This window comes from Flavobacterium chungangense LMG 26729 (genome assembly GCF_000735715.2).
GTDB lineage: Bacteria > Bacteroidota > Bacteroidia > Flavobacteriales > Flavobacteriaceae > Flavobacterium > Flavobacterium chungangense.
Map to the genome: position 1 here is coordinate 70,622 of NZ_JASY01000017.1, position 21,526 is coordinate 92,147.

Sequence of the window (21,526 nt, forward strand, 5' to 3'; positions counted from 1 at the left end):
TTAGGAAACAATACTAATTGACAAAAAAAATATGAAAAAATTACTTTTATTTTTAGTGCTGGCCGTCACATTCAATTTATCGGCTCAGACAATTTCGACGACTTATTTTGCTAAGCCGTTAGAATTAAATTCTGTCCCGGTAAGTACTTCAAAGTCAGATAGTGTAATCGTGCGTGGAGCTGATAAGATTTTAAAATTTGTGCCAAGAAGTGAGTTTTCAGGCGGTGGGGGTTCTCAGGATTTACAACAAACTTTAGACAAAGGTACTACCGCTATATCTAATGTTTTTGCCGTTAATGGTCCAAATGGACGTTTTTCATTAGATAATACTGGAGTTGAAATGTCTAATATTGGATATGGTGCCCTGAATATTGGTGCAAATGGTTTAGTTCTTGACAATAGGGGAAATTCATATCCTATTAATTTGCTTGGTCGAAATTCGGGTGTTTACGTACAAGGAGCTTACGGAAATTATCTGAAATTACAGACCGGAGTAGTTGAATTGAGGTCTGTAACTGGTTTAGACATTGACAATCAAAGTAATCTACCAATGAATATTAAGAGTTGGGGAGATAAGGTCAATATTGATGGCTGGGCAGGGGTTAATTTAAAATCACAAAATGGGACGGCTAATATAGAAGCATCTCAAAACATAAAGATAACATCTCAAAGCGATGTTCATTTAAAAGCCAATGATACATTAAGCCTTGTAACTCAAAGTAAACTTTATGCAAAGGCGAATCAATTTGAATTTATAAGCGGTGGTGCACTAAATCAATTATACATATCAGATAGTACCGGTAAAATTTCATTACAATCACAATCGGGCGGTATTGAATTAAATTCCAGTAGTGGTCCCGTTGTTATTAAGAATAGTACGGGTGCCGGTGTGCAAATAGGTGATGCTAGTGTAAGTTCTCCTCTATCTCTTAAAAGTGGAGCATTTATTACACTTGAATCACAGGGCTTGGCTGCAAGGTCTAATACTTATCCGATGTATGTATCAGGAGCAGGATTGTATTTGGATAATAATGCGGGTACTGGAGGTCAGTTTCATATAGACCCAACCGGTATAGCAAGTTTATCAGCGGGCTCTGGCAAAGCGGTTGAGATATACGGCAATGCATTAGATGTTCATGTCAATAAAGCCAAATACTTTAATCCTGTTGAATTACCTGTGTATACAGTAGATACCTTACCAGTTTCACCTGGTTACTTCGTGTATGCGACTGTTAGCGATGCTGCCTCACCTGCTTATTTGCAACCCGTTAATGGTGGAGGAACAACAGTTTGCCCGGTAATCTATAATGGTACTACCTGGGTTGCTCACTAATTTTTTTAATCCGTAATCAATTAATTTTAAAGTATGAATAAACAAAAAATCGCTGTAATCGTAAGTGTTTTAATCGTCTTGACAGGCTTTATTGATACAAAATTTGAGCTTTTACAAGAGGTTGGTTTCTCTTTAATCACAATCAACAGAATCAAATTGGGAGGTTTGTTGTTGTCAGCATTATTGCCAGGTATTACGCCTTTACTTTCTAAGACAGAAAAGTAATTTAAAGATTCCTAAGGAGGCAGGAAGCAAAAAAAGTCCTCCGGCAAATTAATAGCATCTACAGACAATGTTAATGTTGATGATACTTTGTGGTGCAAATATCGTGTAGGTACTGAGACTATAATCGTAAGATGTAATAATAGCGAAAAGAGATCAGTGAGTGAAATCAATTCTATCGCAATCTAAAAACAAACACAGAAAAAATATATTAAAAACTGGTTTTTAACGGTCTAAAACATCCGTAAGAACAGTTCTGGGCGCGGCAGTATTAAGTCATATTTCATAAATATAATTTGATACTGCCTACATCTGTTGAAAGCGCTAATCAGTTTGAAAATGGAGATTTCAAAATTGAAAAGATGACAAATCAAACTCCGGAAACAATACTAATTGACAAAAAAATATGAAAAAATTACTTTTATTTTTAGTGCTGGCTGTCACATTCAATTTATCGGCTCAGACAATTTCGACGACTTATTTTGCTAAGCCGTTAGAATTAAATTCTGTTCCGGCTAGTACTTCAAAGGCTGATAGTGTAATCGTGCGTGGGGCTGATAAGATTTTAAAATTTGTGCCAAGAAGTGAGTTTGGTGGTTCGTCTACCTTGCAAGATGTTCTAAATAAAGATGCTTACGCTGAATGGTGCGAAGGATCTGATTGTAATTATGTAGAAATATTTGGAGAAGATAATAATTATATAGATTTCTGGGCAGGATCATACGACAGTCAAAGATATGGTGAGTTTGGAATGAGTAAGGGTAACTCATATTTTGGTAGTGGTTATGATACGAAGAGTTCATTTATATCCTTTGACGAAGGTATACTTAGTTTGGAACAGCGTGCTGATAATTCTGCTTTTAGAACTAAAGTAACTATAGATACACCAGTATCCAATAGTAATATGCATTTTCCCGCACCAATTAGCGATAATGACTATTATTTAATAACTTCTATAAATGGAAATAGAGCAGACTCTACTGGAAATATAGAAATTTCTACAGACGGTGGTAGTTCTCAAAATTTACAAGAGTTATTAGATGAAGGCTCTGCTGCAAGTAATATTGACAACCTAAGTATAACTGGAAGTAACGGAGTTATTAATATAGATAATTCGGGTCTAACCTTATGGGCTCCCAAGGTAACTTTTAATGGAGAAATAAATCAAAGTACTACTAATTTTGTGGGAATACCTAAAATTTCTCAAGTAATTGAATTTTATAATGATTACTCTGCTATTCAAAATGCAGATATTAGAACTGGTCTAATTTATTCTCACAGTAATGGGTTTTATTTTGGTGATAGTAATGGCATGTATATAAGTTCTAATAATAACTCAGATACAGGGTATATAAATTTTGAAGGCGGTGGTAACGGTAGATTGAATTTAGGCAAACAATATTCAACTCTTACGGCGGTATCCTCTTCTCCTTTTTATATACAAAATACTTATGGTGGAATTGATTTAAATGCAGGAAGTTATGGAGGCTTATCAATGAATCCAAGTGGTGTACAATTACAAAACAGAGGTAATACAAGCCCTTTAATTATCCAATCTGATAAAACCTTAATAACAGGAATAGCATCATTAGGTGAGTTTATTTTCGAAAATTTACCAACTCCATCTAATACTGCTTATGCAACAGTATTGGATGCAACATCTCCTGCATACCTGACTCCAATTGTTGGTGGTGGAAATATTATTTGTCCTGTTTTCTTTAACGGCACAGAATGGGTTGCTCACTAATTTTTGTAATCCATAATCAAATACTTAATAAATATGAATAAACAAAAAATCGCTGTAATCGTAAGTATTTTAATCGTCTTGACAGGCTTTATTGATACAAAATTTGAGCTTTTACAAGAGGTTGGTTTCTCTTTAATCACAATCAACAGAATCAAATTGGGAGGTTTGTTGTTGTCAGCATTATTGCCAGGTATTACGCCTTTACTTTCTAAGACAGAAAAGTAATTTAAAGATTCCAAAAAATCCGGCAAATTAATAGCATCTACAGACAATGTTAATGTTGATGATACTTTGTGGTGCAAATATCGTGTAGGTACTGAGACTATAATCGTAAGATGTAATAATAGCGAAAAGAGATCAGTGAGTGAAATCAATTCTATCGCAATCTAAAAACAAACACAGAAAAAATATATAAAAAAACTGGTTTTAAAGGTTTAAAATCTTTGCAAGAACAGTTCTGGGCGCGGCAGTATTAAGTCATATTTCATAAATATAATTTGATACTGCCTACATCTGTTGAAAGCGCTAATCAGTTTGAAAAATGGAGATTTCAAAATTGAAAAGATTACAAATCAAACTCTCAAAACAATACTAATTGACAAAAAAATATGAAAAAACTACTTTTATTTTTAGTGCTCGCCGTCACATTCAATTTATCGGCTCAGACAATTTCGACGACTTATTTTGCTAAGCCGTTAGAATTAAATTCGGTGCCGGCTAGTACTACAAAAGCCGATAGTGTTTTAGTTCGTGGAACTGATAAAATTATAAAATACGTTCCTCGTAGTGAGTTTGGTGGCGGTGGTTCTCAGGATTTACCCCAAACTTTAGCTAATGGTTCAACCGCAACAGGTATATCTAACTTTGTAGTTTCAGGTTCAAATGGTTCTGTTTCATTAAGTGAATTTGGTGCTGAGATTTCTAATAATGCTTATGGTCAATTAGCGGTATCCCCAAATGGTATAGTAATTCAAAATAGGGGAAATTCTAATCCTATACAAATTCAAGGAAATTCTGCAGGTGTTAACGTAACAGGTAGCATGGGGGCGCAATTAGAAATGCCAAATTCTGGAGTAGTAAAATTACATTCAAATCAAGGGTTAAATATTAATAATTACAGTTCTAATCCTCTGAACATTTATAGTACAACAAAAACAGAGATTCAAGGTGTAGCAGGATTAGAATTACGTTCACAAAGTGCATATGTCGACATGATTGCTCCAAAAGTTGAAATGTTTGGAAATGGCCAGTCTAATAAAATTACTACTAATGATGAAAGTGGAAGAGTATCGATGACATCCACTTCTGGAGGAGTTGATATATCATCTACAGGAGGATATGTTGATATTAGAAGTCCATATTCAGGAATAAATGTAGGGAATATCAATGATAATTCGCCTCTATATTTTAATACTGGAGGATATTGCCAGCTAAAATCAGGCGGAATATTAAGTATGGAATCTGATAATCAAATATACTCCATCTCTCCCAGAGTAAGTATGAATACTACAAGTAGCTCTAATTTCAGTTTAGCAGACAGCGGGGCAGTTTATTTAAATTCATCCAACTCACAACCAATGTATTTTAGTGCTTCTGGTAATGATATTGGGTTATTTTCTTCAAGGTTAATTATTGGGGGGTATTCTCAATTAGGAGAATTCAATGTTAGTGGATTACCTATTCCATCTTCTTCTGCATATGCCACTGTAATTGATGCTCTTGACCCTGAAAATGGACAAATTCCAGTTGGCGAAGGAGCTGTAAAGGTTCCTGTTTTTTTCAATGGAATTGATTGGCGTATAATTAGTGGTGGCTCTTCAGGTTCAGAAAGTCAAACAAATATAATTGCCGGCGCAAACATTTCGATTACAGGAACTGGAACTACACCCGATCCTTATATTATAAACTACATGCCTCCATACAGAGTTTACAGAGCTCTTCTAACTCAAAATGGTACGAATGCACCAACAGCAATTGTTTTAGAAAATACTTTAGGAGGTGATGTTGTTTGGAGCAGGGATGGGGCAGGAATATATATTGGTGACTTGGTTGGTGCAACTTCTGAGCAAAATAAAACCTTCATAACTGTCGGCAGAACTATAAGCAACTTCTATTGCGTTGCAAAAGCATTCACAAATTCTTTTTTTGTTGGTTCTGTGGATAAAGATGTACCTGGAGGGACAGACAGCTATTTGAATAAGATGCCTGTAGAGATAATTGTCTATAATTAATTTTAAATAATTTAATAAATATGAACAAACAAAAAATCGCCGTAATCGCAAGTATTTTAATTGTCTTAACAGGCTTTATTGACACAAAACTTGACCTTTTACAAGGTGTAGGGTTCTCATTAATAACAATTAACAGAATTAAACTGGCTGGGTTAGTATTATCGGCCGTACTGCCAAGCGTTACGCCTTTGTTTTCGAAAGAAGAAAAGTAAAAGATTTTCCAGTGGAGGCAGGAATAAAAAAAAGCCATCCAATAGCGAGAGCAGGTCAGTAAGTGAAATCAATTCTATCGCAATTTGAAAAAAAATAATTATGGCAATTACAGAAAAAAATATATTAAAAAACTGGTTTTTAAACGGTCTAAAACCTCCCCAGGAACAGTTTTGGGCGTGGCAGGATTCCTATTTTCATAAATATGATTTGATACCCCCTGCATCTATTGAGGGATTTACGGAACTATTGAGTGAAAAAGCCGATAAAGAAGCTTTTGATAATCATTTAGAAGCCGCAGATGCACATCCGGAAGCAATAAAAAAAGCTAGAATAATTCCGTCAGACGAAATGGTTGTTTTTAAAGCACCTGGAAATGAAAATAATGAAATAAAAGAAGTCGGGGATTATTGTATCGGGATTGTCGAAAATACAAAAATAGAGGGTATTTATGTAGGAGGTGACGATAATTTACTGGATGGATACGAAATATACAGTCAATTAGAATTTTAAATATGTCAAGCAAAAAGAAAATTAAGAAGCTTAAAAAGCAACTTAAACAATTGAGGCAAATTCTAAAAAAAGATTGCCTTACAATTACCAACTCCGAAAATGAAAATGAGCAAGTAACATTATCATTTATTGACGGAATATTCAGATTTAGCAAGACAATTAAATCTGAGCAAACAGACACAACAGAAATTTCAGAAGTAACTTTTAATTATGGCAAAACAGATATTTAAAACACATTTAAACTTTCAAGAAGTTGACCCTGGCACGATAGAAGATAAAGTGTTGGTTAGAGATTCTGACGGAAATGTAAAAGAAATTGCCTCTACTGAGCTTGGTGGTAGTATCGAAATCAAAGGCGAATATAATAACAACGGTGAAGCTCTTGCTGGAGGGCTTGTTCCAGGTGATTTGTATAGATTACCTATTACTTCAGATTCACAAGCATCATTGATAGCAATAACGATTTTATTACCTTCGGCAGCTATGAGGTTATTATTTACAGATATTGATACCACATGTCTAAATAATGGAATTGGAGACAAAAAAAGTATCAGCGACTGGAACGCATTTTTTGAAACAAGAGGGTCTTTAACTTTTGACAGAGTTACAGTTACAGGGAATGAGGCTATTTTTAATGTATCTGAAGTACCTGTTAGTAATTTAAAACTTGCTAGTTTAGGTATTGCAGAATTCAGCTTAACAGATTTTTCGGATAAAACCTTATACGAATTAGATTTAGGATTCAACGTATTAACTTCATTTGACCCATCAGAAGCGTTGCCGGCTATGAGTATATTAAAATTGACATATAACCCTATTGGTAACTTTGACCCTTCAATAGCATTGCCTAATTTATTTAATTTAAATTTATCAGGTTGTGGTATTAGTGATTTTAACCCGTCTTTACCGTTGCCTAATTCATTATATTACTTGTATTTAGGTGAAAATGGAATGACTAATTTTGATCCGTCAATAGCGTTACCTCCAAATTTAAATACTTTATGGTTGGCGTTTAATGATTTAACAGGTTTTGATCCTTCAATAGCCTTACCAAACAGTATTAGCCAGTTGGTGTTAGCTATAAACAAATTAACGACTTTTACGCCTTCTTTGCCATTGCCTGCTAATCTATATGCTTTAAGTTTAAATAATAACAAGCTTACAGAATTTGACCCTCCTACAGCATTACCATCAAATGTAGAGTCCTTACATTTAAGTAATAATAATTTAACTGTTTTTGATCCGGCAATAGCTTTACCTGATAATTTAGTTCTCATCGATTTAAGGATTAATAAGTTGACTGATTTTAACCCATCAATAGCGTTACCGTCGAATTTGCAAACTTTGAATCTGGATAGTAATGATTTAACTGCTTTTGATCCAGAATTAGAATTGCCAGCAGCATTAACCCATTTAACCCTAGAAGGCAATAATTTAACTGTTTTTGACCCGGCAGTAAGCTTAAGTAATATTCAGCAATTACGTTTAAGAGTTAATCCTCTAACTTATTTTAATCCTTCAAGTAATTTAGATGCTTTGACACTCTTAACTTTAGATAGCTGTGGTATTAATACTGCAGGTTGGAATTTGGTTGATTGGACTGATAGTGTGCCTAACAACGGTGTTGTTTACGCTATGTACAATCCGGATACGATAACAGGTTCAGATACAGAAGCTTCTTTGTTGGCTAAATCGTGGTCAATTAATGCTTAAACAGATTCCACTGAGGCAGGAATTTAAAAAAGTCCTTCAGCAGATTAATACTTTCTCAGAGTAATTTAATTTAACAAAAAGCCACCATTGAAAGACAAAAAGTCTTCTAATGGTGGCTTTGCTATATGTATAAATTATCAGGAGAGTAATCCATTTCATAGGTGCTTATACCATAAACTAGGACCGCTACAGTTAATTATAATGCTAGTTATACTGATATAATCCTTATAAGTATTAGATAATGTTAAAGTAAATTAATAAAGCATACAATTTGTATTGACTTTTTTTGGATACTTTTGGCTTTGTTTTTAGGGACTTCTTGTTTTTCCGATTATAGTTGCATCATTTTTCTTTTACTCTACCGTTTTGTAAAAGTATTTAAATTTGGAAATTAAACCTTTGATACATCCAGATATAAGTATCTTATTTCAATAATATCCTTTCCGTAATCGTTTTATTTGACGAAGCATCAATTCCGGTAACTTCGGCATACTTTACATTGGGTAGCCAAAAAGAGCCTCCTTCAATGCGTACAAATATTTTTTCTATCTGAATTTTTTTCTGATTTACGTTTGCAAAAACATGATATTTTTGATCTGAGTCTGTCTTTTTCAAGGTTAAGGATAACTTTTTATACGATACAAACTGAAGCTCAAAGTCCTCGTTGTTTAACGTTTTACTTTCTATTCCGTAGGCAAATTTTCGTTGTATATAACTAAAATCTTTTTTTTCTCCTTTCTCAGCATATCGAATCCAATACGCTTTTATAGGATTGCTTTTGTCTATTTTTCCATTTTCCTGATAGTTTATGGAATAAATTGCAGTGTTTATATTCGGATCCCGCTGGATATAAAATAGCATGTTATCTATATTTTTAGGCGTTGGAAAATGTAATGGCGATGGATTTTTGGATTGTGCCAATAGATTTCCGGAAATTATATTTACTAAGATCGTTATAACGACTAGTGATTTTGTAAAATATTTAAATGATGATTTTTTCATAACGAAATGTTTGTACAACCCATTGGGTGTAATTATTTTAACAAACTTCGACTCCGCTCATGCAGGCTCGAAACATAGATTTAGGACGCTTAAAAAAAGCGTTTCACTTGTTTAAACAAACATAGTTGGCTATGTGTTGAATAGAAAACACGACCCGAGCGAAGCGAATAGACGAAGTAATTACACGAATTGATTATTAATATACTAATTTGATTGGATTACGTTCTGTTTTTCGTTTGCCTTAAAAACCCAATTTTTAATCAGCGGATAATTAAATGCATAAGAAACAAATAAATCCGTGATTAATCTTCCGATTCTGTAATCGATTTGAAATACTTTTTGAAAAATAAACGTACCTAATGATTTTAAGGAAATGCTTCCCAATACCACCAACGCAAATTTGAAAAGCTGACTATTGATGTGGCTGCTATAACCGGATTGATTTTTAAATACCCAAAATCTGTTGATGCTAAAATTGATAATGGCACCAACGGTTCCGGAGATTAAAATAGAAAAGGTAAAATGCAGTTTAAATACTTCTGTTAGTAAAATCATTAAACCATAATCGGTAATACCGCCTACAAATGCCGCAACTTGTGCCTGCAGAAAAGTATAAATGGATTTTTTACTAAGCATATCATTCAGTTTTTTTATCTCTTAAATCGCCCAATTTTAAAAGCTTAAAACTATCTATGATATTAATTATCAATAATAAAATAGTGATTGAGCCAGTCAAATAGGTAATTGATCCCTGAAATAAAACTTCTAAAATTAAAATGAAAGCAATAATAAATCGAAGTTCAGTTGGTCCGACAAACCCGGAATCTATACTGTATTCATTTGTAATTTTGTAGCGTAACTGGCTAATGATGATAGACCAGCCATACAACGCGACAAAAGCAAAGGCTACTATTTGTGTGCCGTTTTCAGCATAAATGTAGTAGCCAAAACCTATAAGTACAATACCAATCCAGTCGGCGATAATATCGAGTGCAAAACCATACCAACGACGTGGAATATTTCTGTAATAAGCCAGTCTTCCGTCTAAAGAATCGCCTAACCAATTTATACCCAAACCGATAATACCCAAAAGTAAATACCAATTTGCAAAATAAGCGCCTAAAAAAAAAGCTAAAAAAACGAATCCCGAACCAAGCGTACCAATTAAGGTGAGCAAGTTTGGCGAAATGAATTTAGGTACTTTTGGAAGCAAAAATACAATCGTTAACTGTTCTGCTCTTTTTAAAATATTAGTTCGCTTGCGGTCTGAAAATGTTCTTTGTGCAATTGCATTATAATCTTCAATCTGTGTTTCTGTTCCCATTAATAACGCAATATTTGTAAGCCAGATAGTATAGCCAATTCTAGTTTTGCAATTTTTAATTTGATTTTTCTTTGCGTATTTTTAAAAAAATCTGTGGTACTTTTTAGCTTACCTGATCTAACCAGATAACTAAATGCGATAATAAACAGCATAATTATTTAACAATACCCGCAAAGCGTTGATAGAAAACCGTTGGACTATTCTCGTTTTTAGGAGCGTATTTTCCTGCTATAATGGGAATATAAATAACTCTTCGTCTGCTTTCTTCGCCACGGATAGTTGATTCTGCAACCCTGTGCCACAAACGACCATCGTGAATGGTTAAATCTCCTGCTTCCGGAGTGATGGAAATTTCCTTAGGATCGGCTTTATGATCTAAAAAGTATTTTTTACGGAAAAGCATTTGATAAATACTTTGCTTGTGAGTACCGGGAATGATTTTAAGCCCGCCGTTTTCCGGTTTTAAAGTGCTTAAGTGGATCCCCACATTTAGCATCGGGTTTAATTTTGCACCATAAAAAATATCTCTCAAACCATCTGTATGCCAGCCCATTTTAGCAAATTTACTTTCCGGTCCATTGATATAATGATTGAAAACCATTCCGTCTTTTTCTTCAGTACCTAATCTTGCGCCATCGCCTGCCAATGGTAATAAACCATTAAATCTTGGATCAAGTAAAAGACCACTTAAGGCCTGATGATGCTGATTGATAAAAGCAAAACGCTGTACAATGGGAGAGCCGTCTAAATCTTTTCCGTATTTAATTGGAACGCCATTTACCTTTTCAAGGTTATTGTCAATCCATTTTTGCTCTACCTGTTTCGAGGCATCAATGATGGATGAAACCGTTTCCGGATTTATAAATTTTTTGAAATGAATGAAGCCATGTTCGTTAAAAAAGGCAATTTGTTCAGCAGTTAATTGATTAGCAAGTGTAAATGTTTTATAAGAAGATACCATGATATATATATATTTAATAAATGAAATAATGAGTTTGAAATTTTATCTAAAAGTTAGCAGCAGCTACAGCAACAACAACAGCACATTCGCATGTTTGCGTGCATTCGGCTTTTAGGAAAATTAAACATATTTCTATTATTATACATGTTCTATCGAATTAGTAGACATTGTAAATGTAATATATTTTTTCATTTGCAAAGAATATTTTTTTATTTTTTTTTGAAAAAATTAAACTTTATAAATCCCGGCTGCCGTTTTTTCGATAAAAGCCTTTGGTAGTATGCGGTTGGCATAAACCGAGATGATATTGGTAAAACCCGGAATAACTTCAGATTTTTTGCTGAACATGGCTTTTATTGCCATTTTTGCAACTTCATCAGGCTGCATATTGAACTTTTCAGCCATTTTGCCAAGAGCATCTAAACCAGCTCTTGAAGCAAAACCAGTAGCAACCGGGCCCGGACTAAAACAGGTTACTGAGATTGGAGTTTTGGCAAGTTCAAAACGCAGGGCACGGGTAAAGGATAAAATAAAAGCCTTTGTAGCCGAATAAACAGCCAGGGTAGGTACAGCCTGGTAAGCAGCAGTACTACATATATTTAAAATGTAGGCTTGTTTTTCTTGCGAAAGTATGGGTATTAATAAATGTGAAAGTTCTACAACGACATTCATGTTCAGCTGCATCATGCCAAGTTGGTCGGTTAGCGAAGACTGACTAAAATCTCCCCACACACCATAACCGGCATTGTTAACTAAGAAGCCAACCGGATAGTTATTCGTTTTTATCCAATCGGTTACTCGTAGCGATGCACCATTTATCGAAAGATCAATCGATAAAACAGGAGCATTAATTCCGTATTTAACATGAAGATCATCAGATAGTGCTTTTAATTCCTCGTCACTTCTTGCAACAAGCAATAGTGGATAACCCTGTTTAGCCAATTCATAAGCAATCGATTTTCCAATGCCTTTGCTGGCGCCGGTAATTAAAGCATACGGTTTAGTTTTTTCGCTCATTTGATTAATTTAATGATCAAATATAAAGATTAATTCATAAAAATGATGATGTAAAATGTAACCGTTTTAGATTTTATTTAACCTTCAAAAAGAATATTTTTGTAATTGATATCAGTAGAGATTAAAAAGGAAAAGATAAATTATGAGTGTAAAATGTGTAATTTTTGATTGTGATGGTGTGTTGGTAGATACAGAAAAAATTGGCAATCAAATCTTAATTAATATGGCTGCGGAATATGGTTTTAAAATGGAACTAGAGGAAGCTTATCGAATTTTTAACGGGCGTAATTTAAAATCATGTTTTCTTCATATTGAAAATGCCATCGGGCAAAAACTTCCTGCAGATTTTGAAGATCTATACCGCGTAAATAGTTTTGAAGCGTTTAAAAATGAAGCCAAACCTGTTGAAGGTGTTGAGGAATTTATTAGCAAATTAAAAATTCCGTATTGTGTAGCTTCAAGCGGACCGGTTGAAAAAATCAGGCTGAATCTTGGAATTGCCGGTTTGCTGGATAAATTTGAGAATAAGATATTCAGTTCCTATACAATTCAAAAGTGGAAACCAGATCCGGAAATATTTCTATTTGCTGCCAGCGAAATGGGTTTCCAGGTAAACGAATGTATTGTGATCGAAGACAGTATTGCCGGTGTTATGGCAGGAGTAAAAGGTGGTTTTGAAGTGTATGGTTTTGCAAATGAACACAATGCATTTGATTTAAAGCAGGAAGGAGCCATTTTATTTTCAAGTTTCGAAGAATTGAGTGACATCCTTAATTTTTAATTTCTTTGATGCGAAAGGTAGCTGAAACATTATCTTTCGATAACAATAACATAAACGTAATTGGGGTAAAAGCAATAAAATTTGTCTTTTCTTTGAAAATTATATGATTTCAAACTACAAATTTCTACACGTTTATTTAATGGATTCAAAATCGATTTTTCTTTATAAAAGTTCTTCAATATTTTTTCTTCTGTTCTTTTTAAGTGCTCTCGTTTCAGCCCAAAAACAAAATTCACTTAACGGAGTTCAGATAGCTTTTCTATCGGATGTGCACTTGCAGGATTTATTCGGAAAATTATCAGATAATGAATATCAAGGGGTTTTAAATCCTAAAACCGGCAAATATACTTTAGCCAGAACAATGTCCTCACAGCTGCATTCGACCCGAATTTTTAATGAAAACTATTTTGCTTTCATTGCAGCTTTAGAAGATATCGCAAAGCGAAATATAAAATACGTAGCACTTCCGGGTGATTATACAGATGATGGTCAGCCCATTCACGTACGTGGTTTGGAAAAAATTCTCGACCAGTACCGAAAAAAATATAATATTGAATTTTTTATCACAACCGGAAATCACGATCCTGTTGGGCCTTTTGCTCAGGAATCCGGTAAAGAAGATTTTTTAGGAAATGAGGGTAAAAGTCAACCTATTTACAGCAAAGACGGATTGTATAAGCCGAATTTAACTATCGAACAGCCTGTAGTGGTTACTGCCGATATTGCTAAAATGGGTTATTTAGGAATTACAAACAGATTAAAGAATTTTGGGTTTTATCCCGATAAAAAATACAAATTCTGGTCAACGCCTTTTGCGGCTTATACCAGTCAAAACTACAATTACAAAAAGGCTGAAAAAGCAGCTGAATTATCAAACAGGGTTTACAGTGTGACACCGGGCTACGAAGTTCCGGATGTGAGTTATGTGGTTGAACCTGTGGAAGGGCTTTGGCTGATGGCAATTGACGGAAATGTGTACATTCCAAAGAAAAATGGTTCAGATCCAAAGGATTCTAAAAGTTATTCTGAAGCGAGTACGGGTTATAATAACGTGCTTTCGAACAAAAAACATCTGATAAAATGGGTCGCAGCTATTTCGGCGCAAGCCAAAGAACAAGGCAAAACACTGATTGCTTTCAGTCACTTTCCGATGATTGATTTTAACGATGATGCTTCTTCAGAAATAAAGGAGCTTTTAGGACCAAATAAATGGCAATTGAATCGTGTTCCGGTTGAAGAAGTGGCGCAGGTTTTTGCTGATGCAGGACTAAAGATTCATTTTGGCGGTCACATGCACATCAACGATACCGGAATCCGTACGACATCAAAAGGAAACACTTTGGTAAATGTTCAGACACCCTCATTGGCTGCATATATTCCGGCGTATAAATTACTGACGATCAAAAAAGACAATCTGGTCGATATTCAAACCATCACAATCGACAATGTTCCGGGCTATGACGAACTTTTCGATTTGTATAAAATGGAATATCAGTTTTTGGAAAGTCAAAATACCAAAGACATTTGGAATATCGATATTCTGAAAACCAAAAGTTATCATGATTTTACCGATTTTCATCTGAAAGAATTAGTACGGCTGCGTTTTCTAAAAGATGACTGGCCTTTTGCATTTAAAGATTTTTTCCTAAATGTTTCCGGTAAAGATTTATTGGTTCTGGCTAATATTCAGACTGATAAAGATTTTAATTTTATTCTGAAAAATAAAGAAGCCCTCAAAAAAGAATGGGCAGAAGCCGAACAAAAATCGAATAAAATTTTAGCAGAAAATAACGTCAAAAAAGAAGATTTTAACTGGACAGGTTATGATTTTCTGGTCGATTTTTATCGTTTCCGTAGTGCAGATGAATTGGCTTTAGTCGATGTTAGCGAAAAAAGGGCCAAAGCATATAGATTATTGTCGCAATCATTCTTTGGAAATCATAAAGAAGATACTTCAAAAGAAAAACCACTGCAAAATCAAATACGTCTTTTTCTGATTATTTTCAATAAATTCATGCACGAAGCTCCTGCAGATCATTTTAGTGTAGATTTGAAGAATGGAGTTATTAACCGTAAGGAACGCTAAGTTTATTTTGTTTCAGGTTTCAAGTTTCAAGTCCAACACCTAAAACCTGAAACAAGAAAACCTGAAAAAACTATTTACTCACAGGATTAGTTCTCACATAACTTCCGTCATCATATTTAATTTGATAAGAAGAATCAAAGAACGTACTTGGCAAATAATAATCTGTTGTAATGATTTGTGCGCCTGATTTTTTGGCTGCTTCAAAATGTGTGTAATCATTTGCACGAGCTTCTTTGGTATCAGCATCTGCTCTGGTTCTTATAATGTAGCCTTTTTTAACTAAATCTGTAATTGTTGAATCTTCAGGATTGTTTCTGAATAAAGTTGCGGCTTCCGGTTTTCCGGGTTCAGCGTTGATGAAAACCGCTCTGTCTTTTAGTGACGGATGGTTTAAAGCATACAAATCTCTTTTGGCTCCATTGTTATCCAAAATAAATAAAAATTTACCTTTTGCTTTTTTAAGTGTTGGCCAGTTGTTATTTAAAACCGCTTCTTCAAGGGTTTTGTATTTTCCGCGCACCATGTCCGGTGTGATTAACTTATTTCCTAAGCCTTTACGAAGTTCTTTGTCTAAAGCGTCAAATAACCCGGGCGTAAATTTCTCTGCTTTTGTGCCTAAAAAACTGTCATCATCTTTTGGCTCCAGCGTAATGAAAACAGGAACATGATCCGGATTGGCATCAGACCATTTTTTTAATTCGGCAAGACAATTTTGAAGCGTGTAACAAGAAGTTCTAAAATCGATATCGATCATATGAAAAACTTTAAAACCCGGTTTCTTCATTTCTCCATTCGGATCATAAACTTCTCCGGATTTTGCAAGATTCAAACCTTTTGGATGTGCATATTTTCCGCCTTGAGAATCACCCTGAACATCAATTTCAAGATTACGCAAACCTTTGTTTAATTGGTCTGTAAGGCTAATATGGGTGTATTGCAAACCTTTTAGCGAACGCAAAGTATCTTTTGCCTGAATGAAATTGTACAAATCGGTTTCGATGGCGTGGCGGTAACTGTTGTGCGAGCCAATAACCTGTAGCTGATTAATTTTTAAATCGTCGCTTTGTGCAGTAGAAGTGTAGGCTACTGCTGTGGTAATTAAAAATGTAAACAGAATTCGTTTCATAATTTAAAATAATAAGTATTAATAAAGATAAGGGAATATGATAAATAATTTAAAATTTTTAGAGGCAGTACGAAGGTTGGGTGTCAGGCTGAGCGGAGTCGAAGCCTTTTCTGAACTTAAAAGCCCTTCGACTCCGCTTAGGATGACATTGATTTACATGATTTTTATCCTTTTTTAAAGCTCACTAAATTAAAGTCTGAATTCTATTTTTGTGTTAGATAAAAAAAAAGAAATCAGCAATCGATTATCATTTTTGATTCAAAATAGTAGTATTTCTTCATCAAAAGAGGTTTTTATTTAATTAAAACTTAACCTTCAGACAAAAAGTATTGAAGGGACATTTCCTTATTTTACATCAACAAATACCACTACAAATACCCATGAAGAACCCTGAAATTTTTGAAAAAACGTATACTGATTACTGGAAAAAACTCACCTCCTTTTCGTATACAATGACTCAGGATAAAGACTTGGCGCAGAACATTGTTCAGGATGTTTTTATTGATTTATGGGAACGAAAAGATGATTTGAGCATTAATGCAATTGAACCTTATTTGTTTCGGGCAGTCAAAAATCAGATTTTCAAACATTACCAGAATAATCGTTTCGACAAGACCATTATGGAAGATCAATTTGAAGATTACATCATTGATAACTTTTCGTCTATAGATCCCGAAGTAATGGATTTACTTTACTCTTTATTAGAGCAGCTTCCTGAAAAAAGAAAAGAAGTTTTATTGATGTATAAATTTCAGGATATGTCAATAGAACAGATTGCTGATGAACTCGGAATTTCAAAACAAACTGTAAAAAACCAAATTTCATCAGCTGTAAAACAATTGCGTGAAGGCCTGAAAGATTTGGCTTGGCTGGCTCCATTCATTATTTTCCGTTAATTTTTTAAGATAACTTTCTGTTGATGTTTTCATAATATTTCCGGATAGTACGATTTTAAAGTTTTAGTACTTATAAGTAACAAGTAAGTATTATGACAAAAAGAATCAAACATAGTTTAGCATATCTTATCGATAAAAGTTCCCGAAACAAAACTTCGGAAGCAGAAGAAAATCTGTTGGATGATTTTGCTTTTAACCACTATCAAAATTCAAAATGGAACGAAACTTCAATGGGCAATCCTGATGAAGTTTCTCAAAATATATATGAAGGAATTCAATTTCGAATCAGAAAAAGAACCTTCAGACCTTATTTTAAATATATGGCAGCTGCCAGTATTCTTTTTCTTGTTGGTTTAGGACTTTTCTATAAACCTGAAATTGTTTCAGAGAAGCAATTGACATTTAAAACATCAGATATCCCCAAATCTATCCAGTTAAGTGATGGCTCGAAAATTTATCTGGCAGCAAACTCATTATTTCAGTATCCTGAAAAATTTTCTGGCGAAGAACGAAACGTTTCACTATTAAAAGGAAATGCATTTTTTGAAATTGCCAAAGACAAAAAGCATCCTTTTATTATCACATCGGGCGAAATCAAAACAAGAGTTTTGGGGACTTCGTTTCACATACAAATGTCAAAAACGAAATGCGAAGTAATCGTTGTAACCGGAAAAGTAAATGTGAGTTCAAAAGGACAAAGTGTTTATCTGATTCCGAATGAAGCGGCTTTGTTCGAATCGCAAAACCTGACCAGACAAGTGGCAGAGAAGTCCTTTTTGGTTAATTGGTATGCTACAGATCTTACACTGGATCAGACTAAACTTCAGCAGGTTATCACTATTTTACAATATAAATACGGCGTTTCCTTTCAGTTAAAAAACGAACAGGTATTAACTATGCCATTAACGGTATTCATCAAAAAAGACGCAACATTAGAGAATGTTCTGGAGCAGATAAATTACATCACCAACCTAAAATTTAAAGTTTATGGCCAAATAGTAAAAATGAATTAAAAACAAAAAAGCAGTTGCTGAGAACAACTGCGATTAATAATTAAGTATCGAAAACCAATAACTTAAATCATGTATTTTAAACGAATCAATTTAAATTTTCTAAAAGGACTTTTCTTTGTGGTCCTGACATTGCTGTCCGTTCAAAACGGTTACAGTAAAGTCAATTACAAAAAATCAAATGTAGATAATAAAATAGAAAAGGCAACGCTGGTTTCTATTTTTTCAAAATTAAGCCAGCAAACGGACTACAAATTCAGTTACGGGCAGGCAATTATCGCTGATAATAAGGTCTATACAGTAAGTGATACGAATGAATCATTAACTGTGATTTTAAACGACCTTTCTAAAAAAGCAAATTTCAATTACAACATCAACGGAAAATTAGTGCTGATTCAGAAAACTGTTACTGTAAAAAAGAACGAAGCCGCAGATAAGATCAAGGTAAAAGGAAAAATTGTTGACGAAAACGGAGTACCAATGCCTGGCGTAAGCATTGTAGAAGCTACAACCAAAAATGCTTCGGTAAGTAATTTTGACGGAGAATTCGAAATTACAGTTCAGGAAGGTAGTAATCTTGAGGTTTCGTATTTGGGCTATAAAATGAAAACCGTTGCGGTTCAAAAAAGCTTTATGACGATTCAGTTAGAACCAAATACATCAGAGTTAAGTGAAGTTTTGGTTGTGGGTTACGGAAAACAGTCTAAAAAAGATGTAACCGGAGCCGTAACACAATTAGAGGCAGCCAATTTTAAACAAGGTGTAAACGTTTCAGTAGATAACTTAATTCAGGGAAAAGTTGCGGGTGTACGTGTTGTAAATGCAAGCGGTGAGCCGGGAGCAGGAGTAAACGTAACAATTAGAGGAGTTGGGTCTATCAGAAGCGGTAGTACGCCGTTGTTCGTAGTAGACGGGCTGCCGTTGTCAAATGACGATGTAAGCCCTACAGGAACTAATGTTGGTTTTGGAGCTTCTTCTGCGAAAAATCCATTGAACTTTTTGAATACAAGCGATATCGAATCGATTACCGTTTTAAAAGATGCTTCGGCAGCGGCTATTTACGGTGCAAGAGGTTCTAACGGTGTTATTCTTGTGACGACTAAAAAAGGAGCAAAAGGAGAGGGAACAATGACTTTTGATTCGTATTTAGGAGTTGCAAGAGTGGCTAATAAACTGGACGTTTTAAGTGCAGATCAATATAGAAAAGCGATTAAAGACCCTGCTTTTGATCACGGCGGAAACACAGACTGGCAGGACGTAATTTACAGAACAGCCATTACGACAAACAACGCACTTTCTTTTGCAAAACAAACAGAATCAGGAAATTATTATGCTTCGATAGCACATATGGATCAGGAGGGGATTATCCGTAACAGTAATTTCAAACGTCTTTCGGGAAGGATTAATGCTTCAGAATCATTTTTAGACAACAAACGTTTAAAATTAAAATTGAACCTTACAGCAAGTGAAACTAAGGATAACGGTGTTCCAACCAGTGATGACGGTGGATCTAACGGGCAATTGATTGTACATACTTTGATGGCAAACCCAACAAGATCGGTTTATGATGCTGATGGAAAGTACACCAATTTTAATATGAATGCGCACTACAATCCTGCTTATTTGTTAAGCATTTACGAAGATGAAACACGTACTTTGAGAGTTTTAGGAAACTTAGAAACTTCTTTTAGAATTATCAACGGATTAGAATATAAATTAAACGTAGGTATTGACCGTTCTACATCTGAAAGAAATACGACCATTTATCCAAACACCACCGATTTAAACCCGACAGGAAGGTATGTACAGAACAATCTGGATTCTAAAAACTCTTTGATCGAACATTATCTGACGTACAACCTAAATTTAGATAAACATAAAATCGAAGCTTTGGGAGGTTTCTCTTATCAGAAATTCGAGCGATCAGGAACCAATTTTACTATTGAAAACATTAACGAAAAAGGAGTAGGAGTAAAACCATCAATCAATCCCGGCATTAAAGGACAAAAACCGGTCATAACAGGTTATGCACAGGAAAACGAATTACAGTCTTACTTTGGCAGGTTAAATTATACGTTTAATGATAAATACCTGTTGACCGCTTCGATGAGAGCAGATGGTTCAACTCGTTTTGGAGAAAACAATAAATACGGTTACTTTCCTTCATTTGCTTTAGGCTGGAATATTTTTAAAGAAAGTTTCCTTGAAAATGCTACTGCTGTAAACAACTTAAAACTTAGAGCAAGCTGGGGACAAACAGGAAACCAGGAAGTAGAGAACAAACTGACAAAAGCAAGCTACTCATTATCCGGAGCAGACGGATATTATTTGTATGATGATTTGAATCTGGTAAACGGAATTTCTGTAGTAAGAACAGCCAATCCTGATTTAAAATGGGAAGTCGTTACACAGTTTAACGTAGGAGCAGATTTTAATTTATGGAACGATAAATTGTACGGTACAGTTGACTATTTCAACAAAACAACAACAGACGCTATCCTGAATGTTCCTGCACCGGTATTAAGCCCCACTACAACAATCTGGACAAATATTAAAGATGGTAAAATCATCAACAAAGGTATCGAGATCATGTTGGGTTCAAAAATAATCAATACAAAGGATTTTACATGGAATCTTGATGTAAACGGCGCAACATTAAAAAATAAAATTGAAGACTTACCGGTTTCAGAAATCTTAACCGGAACAGTTTCAGGACCCGGACAATCGGGTGTAAATGCGAATATCTACAAAAACGGCTATGCTGCAGGATCATTTTACATGAGAAAACATATTGGTTTTGACGCTAACGGAAATGATATTTTTGAAGACCAAAACGGTGACGGAAAAATTGATAACAGCGACCGCGTTATTTTTGAAGGTGCACTGCCTACTTTTTACTACGGACTTAACAGTGATATGAAATACAAAAACTTCAGTTTTTCATTCTCTATCATTGGTCAGACAGGAGGTTATTTATTGAATAATACAGGATTGAATGCTTTAAATATCAACAACCTTGCTTCAGACAGAAACGTAGCGATACAATATTATGACTCTGGTGCAAACTCTGCAAACTCTCCGATTTTATCATCGCTTTTCCTTGAAAAATCAGATTTTATCAGATTAAATACAGCTCGTTTGGGGTATGATTTCAACCTTAAAAACGCAACATGGATAAACGGGTTAACACTTTATGTAACAGGTCAGAACCTGCTTACGATTACAAATTATTCAGGATATGACCCTTTAGTGAATACACCAAAATCAAACGGTGGAAACCAGTCTATCGGTATCGATTACGCGAGTTACCCAACTTCCAGAACCTTCAGTTTTGGTGCAACTTTAAAATTATAA

General features: G+C 34.6%; 20 protein-coding genes. 14 read left to right on the forward strand and 6 right to left on the reverse strand.

The genetic code is table 11. From position 1 onward, the window contains the following. Positions 1-31: 31 nt before the first annotated feature. From JE46_RS20220 to JE46_RS20260, 9 genes are all read left to right on the forward strand, one after another. Complete coding sequence (locus JE46_RS20220) at positions 32-1,333, forward strand: hypothetical protein (protein ID WP_035136928.1); 1,302 nt, start codon at positions 32-34, stop codon at positions 1,331-1,333. 33 nt (positions 1,334-1,366) lie between these two features. Beyond that, positions 1,367-1,558, forward strand: coding sequence for a hypothetical protein (locus tag JE46_RS20225; protein ID WP_031457103.1), 192 nt, complete (start codon positions 1,367-1,369; stop codon positions 1,556-1,558). Positions 1,559-1,961: 403 nt separating this feature from the next. Further along, a complete protein-coding gene (locus JE46_RS20230; RefSeq protein WP_031457104.1) occupies positions 1,962-3,302 on the forward strand; it encodes a hypothetical protein in 1,341 nt (446 codons plus the stop codon). A gap of 33 nt (positions 3,303-3,335) precedes the next feature. Beyond that, the gene (locus tag JE46_RS20235) at positions 3,336-3,527 is read left to right on the forward strand and encodes a hypothetical protein (RefSeq protein ID WP_031457105.1); all 192 of its coding nucleotides are present in this window, start codon (positions 3,336-3,338) and stop codon (positions 3,525-3,527) included. Positions 3,528-3,910: 383 nt separating this feature from the next. Further along, on the forward strand, positions 3,911-5,533 hold the full coding sequence (locus JE46_RS20240; protein WP_031457106.1) for a hypothetical protein: 1,623 nt from the start codon (positions 3,911-3,913) through the stop codon (positions 5,531-5,533). Positions 5,534-5,553: 20 nt separating this feature from the next. Beyond that, positions 5,554-5,745, forward strand: coding sequence for a hypothetical protein (locus tag JE46_RS20245; RefSeq protein ID WP_031457107.1), 192 nt, complete (start codon positions 5,554-5,556; stop codon positions 5,743-5,745). Positions 5,746-5,845: 100 nt separating this feature from the next. Then, entirely contained in the window at positions 5,846-6,256 is a 411-nt protein-coding gene (locus JE46_RS20250) for a hypothetical protein (protein ID WP_031457108.1), read from the forward strand. A gap of 2 nt (positions 6,257-6,258) precedes the next feature. Then, the gene (locus JE46_RS20255; RefSeq protein WP_031457109.1) at positions 6,259-6,486 is read left to right on the forward strand and encodes a hypothetical protein; all 228 of its coding nucleotides are present in this window, start codon (positions 6,259-6,261) and stop codon (positions 6,484-6,486) included. Continuing rightward, a complete protein-coding gene (locus JE46_RS20260) occupies positions 6,467-7,969 on the forward strand; it encodes a leucine-rich repeat domain-containing protein (protein ID WP_031457110.1) in 1,503 nt (500 codons plus the stop codon). The genes JE46_RS20255 and JE46_RS20260 overlap by 20 nt, the downstream gene beginning before the upstream one ends. Before the next feature lie 423 nt (positions 7,970-8,392). Here the strand turns inward: JE46_RS20260 and JE46_RS20265 are convergent, their stop codons facing one another. The 5 genes from JE46_RS20265 to JE46_RS20285 form a co-directional block, all read right to left on the reverse strand. Further along, the gene (locus JE46_RS20265) at positions 8,393-8,971 is read right to left on the reverse strand and encodes a DUF4833 domain-containing protein (protein ID WP_031457111.1); all 579 of its coding nucleotides are present in this window, start codon (positions 8,969-8,971) and stop codon (positions 8,393-8,395) included. A 204-nt stretch (positions 8,972-9,175) separates the two neighbouring features. After that, positions 9,176-9,607 (reverse strand): GtrA family protein, encoded by a 432-nt coding sequence (locus JE46_RS20270; RefSeq protein ID WP_031457112.1) that lies wholly within the window; start codon positions 9,605-9,607, stop codon positions 9,176-9,178. 1 nt (position 9,608) lies between these two features. Then, a complete protein-coding gene (locus JE46_RS20275; RefSeq protein WP_031457113.1) occupies positions 9,609-10,295 on the reverse strand; it encodes a CDP-alcohol phosphatidyltransferase family protein in 687 nt (228 codons plus the stop codon). Between the two features lie 154 nt (positions 10,296-10,449). Then, complete coding sequence (locus tag JE46_RS20280; RefSeq protein WP_031457114.1) at positions 10,450-11,256, reverse strand: phytanoyl-CoA dioxygenase family protein; 807 nt, start codon at positions 11,254-11,256, stop codon at positions 10,450-10,452. A gap of 228 nt (positions 11,257-11,484) precedes the next feature. Next, entirely contained in the window at positions 11,485-12,273 is a 789-nt protein-coding gene (locus tag JE46_RS20285) for an SDR family NAD(P)-dependent oxidoreductase (RefSeq protein WP_031457115.1), read from the reverse strand. Positions 12,274-12,415: 142 nt separating this feature from the next. Here JE46_RS20285 and JE46_RS20290 point away from each other — a divergent pair, with 142 nt between their 5' ends. Together JE46_RS20290 and JE46_RS20295 are read left to right on the forward strand one after the other, a co-directional pair. Continuing rightward, positions 12,416-13,054: an HAD family hydrolase gene (locus tag JE46_RS20290; RefSeq protein WP_031457116.1), complete on the forward strand. Its 639-nt coding sequence runs from the start codon at positions 12,416-12,418 to the stop codon at positions 13,052-13,054. 139 nt (positions 13,055-13,193) lie between these two features. Next, entirely contained in the window at positions 13,194-15,140 is a 1,947-nt protein-coding gene (locus tag JE46_RS20295; protein WP_031457117.1) for a metallophosphoesterase, read from the forward strand. A gap of 70 nt (positions 15,141-15,210) precedes the next feature. Here JE46_RS20295 and JE46_RS20300 read toward each other — a convergent pair whose 3' ends face one another. Further along, positions 15,211-16,266 (reverse strand): phosphatidylinositol-specific phospholipase C1-like protein, encoded by a 1,056-nt coding sequence (locus JE46_RS20300; protein ID WP_031457118.1) that lies wholly within the window; start codon positions 16,264-16,266, stop codon positions 15,211-15,213. 380 nt (positions 16,267-16,646) lie between these two features. Here JE46_RS20300 and JE46_RS20305 point away from each other — a divergent pair, with 380 nt between their 5' ends. The 3 genes from JE46_RS20305 (at position 16,647) to JE46_RS20315 (ending at position 21,526) form a co-directional block, all read left to right on the forward strand. Beyond that, positions 16,647-17,162, forward strand: coding sequence for an RNA polymerase sigma-70 factor (locus tag JE46_RS20305; protein WP_031457119.1), 516 nt, complete (start codon positions 16,647-16,649; stop codon positions 17,160-17,162). Between the two features lie 92 nt (positions 17,163-17,254). Beyond that, positions 17,255-18,175 (forward strand): FecR family protein, encoded by a 921-nt coding sequence (locus JE46_RS20310; RefSeq protein ID WP_031457120.1) that lies wholly within the window; start codon positions 17,255-17,257, stop codon positions 18,173-18,175. 69 nt (positions 18,176-18,244) lie between these two features. Continuing rightward, a complete protein-coding gene (locus JE46_RS20315) occupies positions 18,245-21,526 on the forward strand; it encodes a SusC/RagA family TonB-linked outer membrane protein (protein ID WP_031457121.1) in 3,282 nt (1,093 codons plus the stop codon).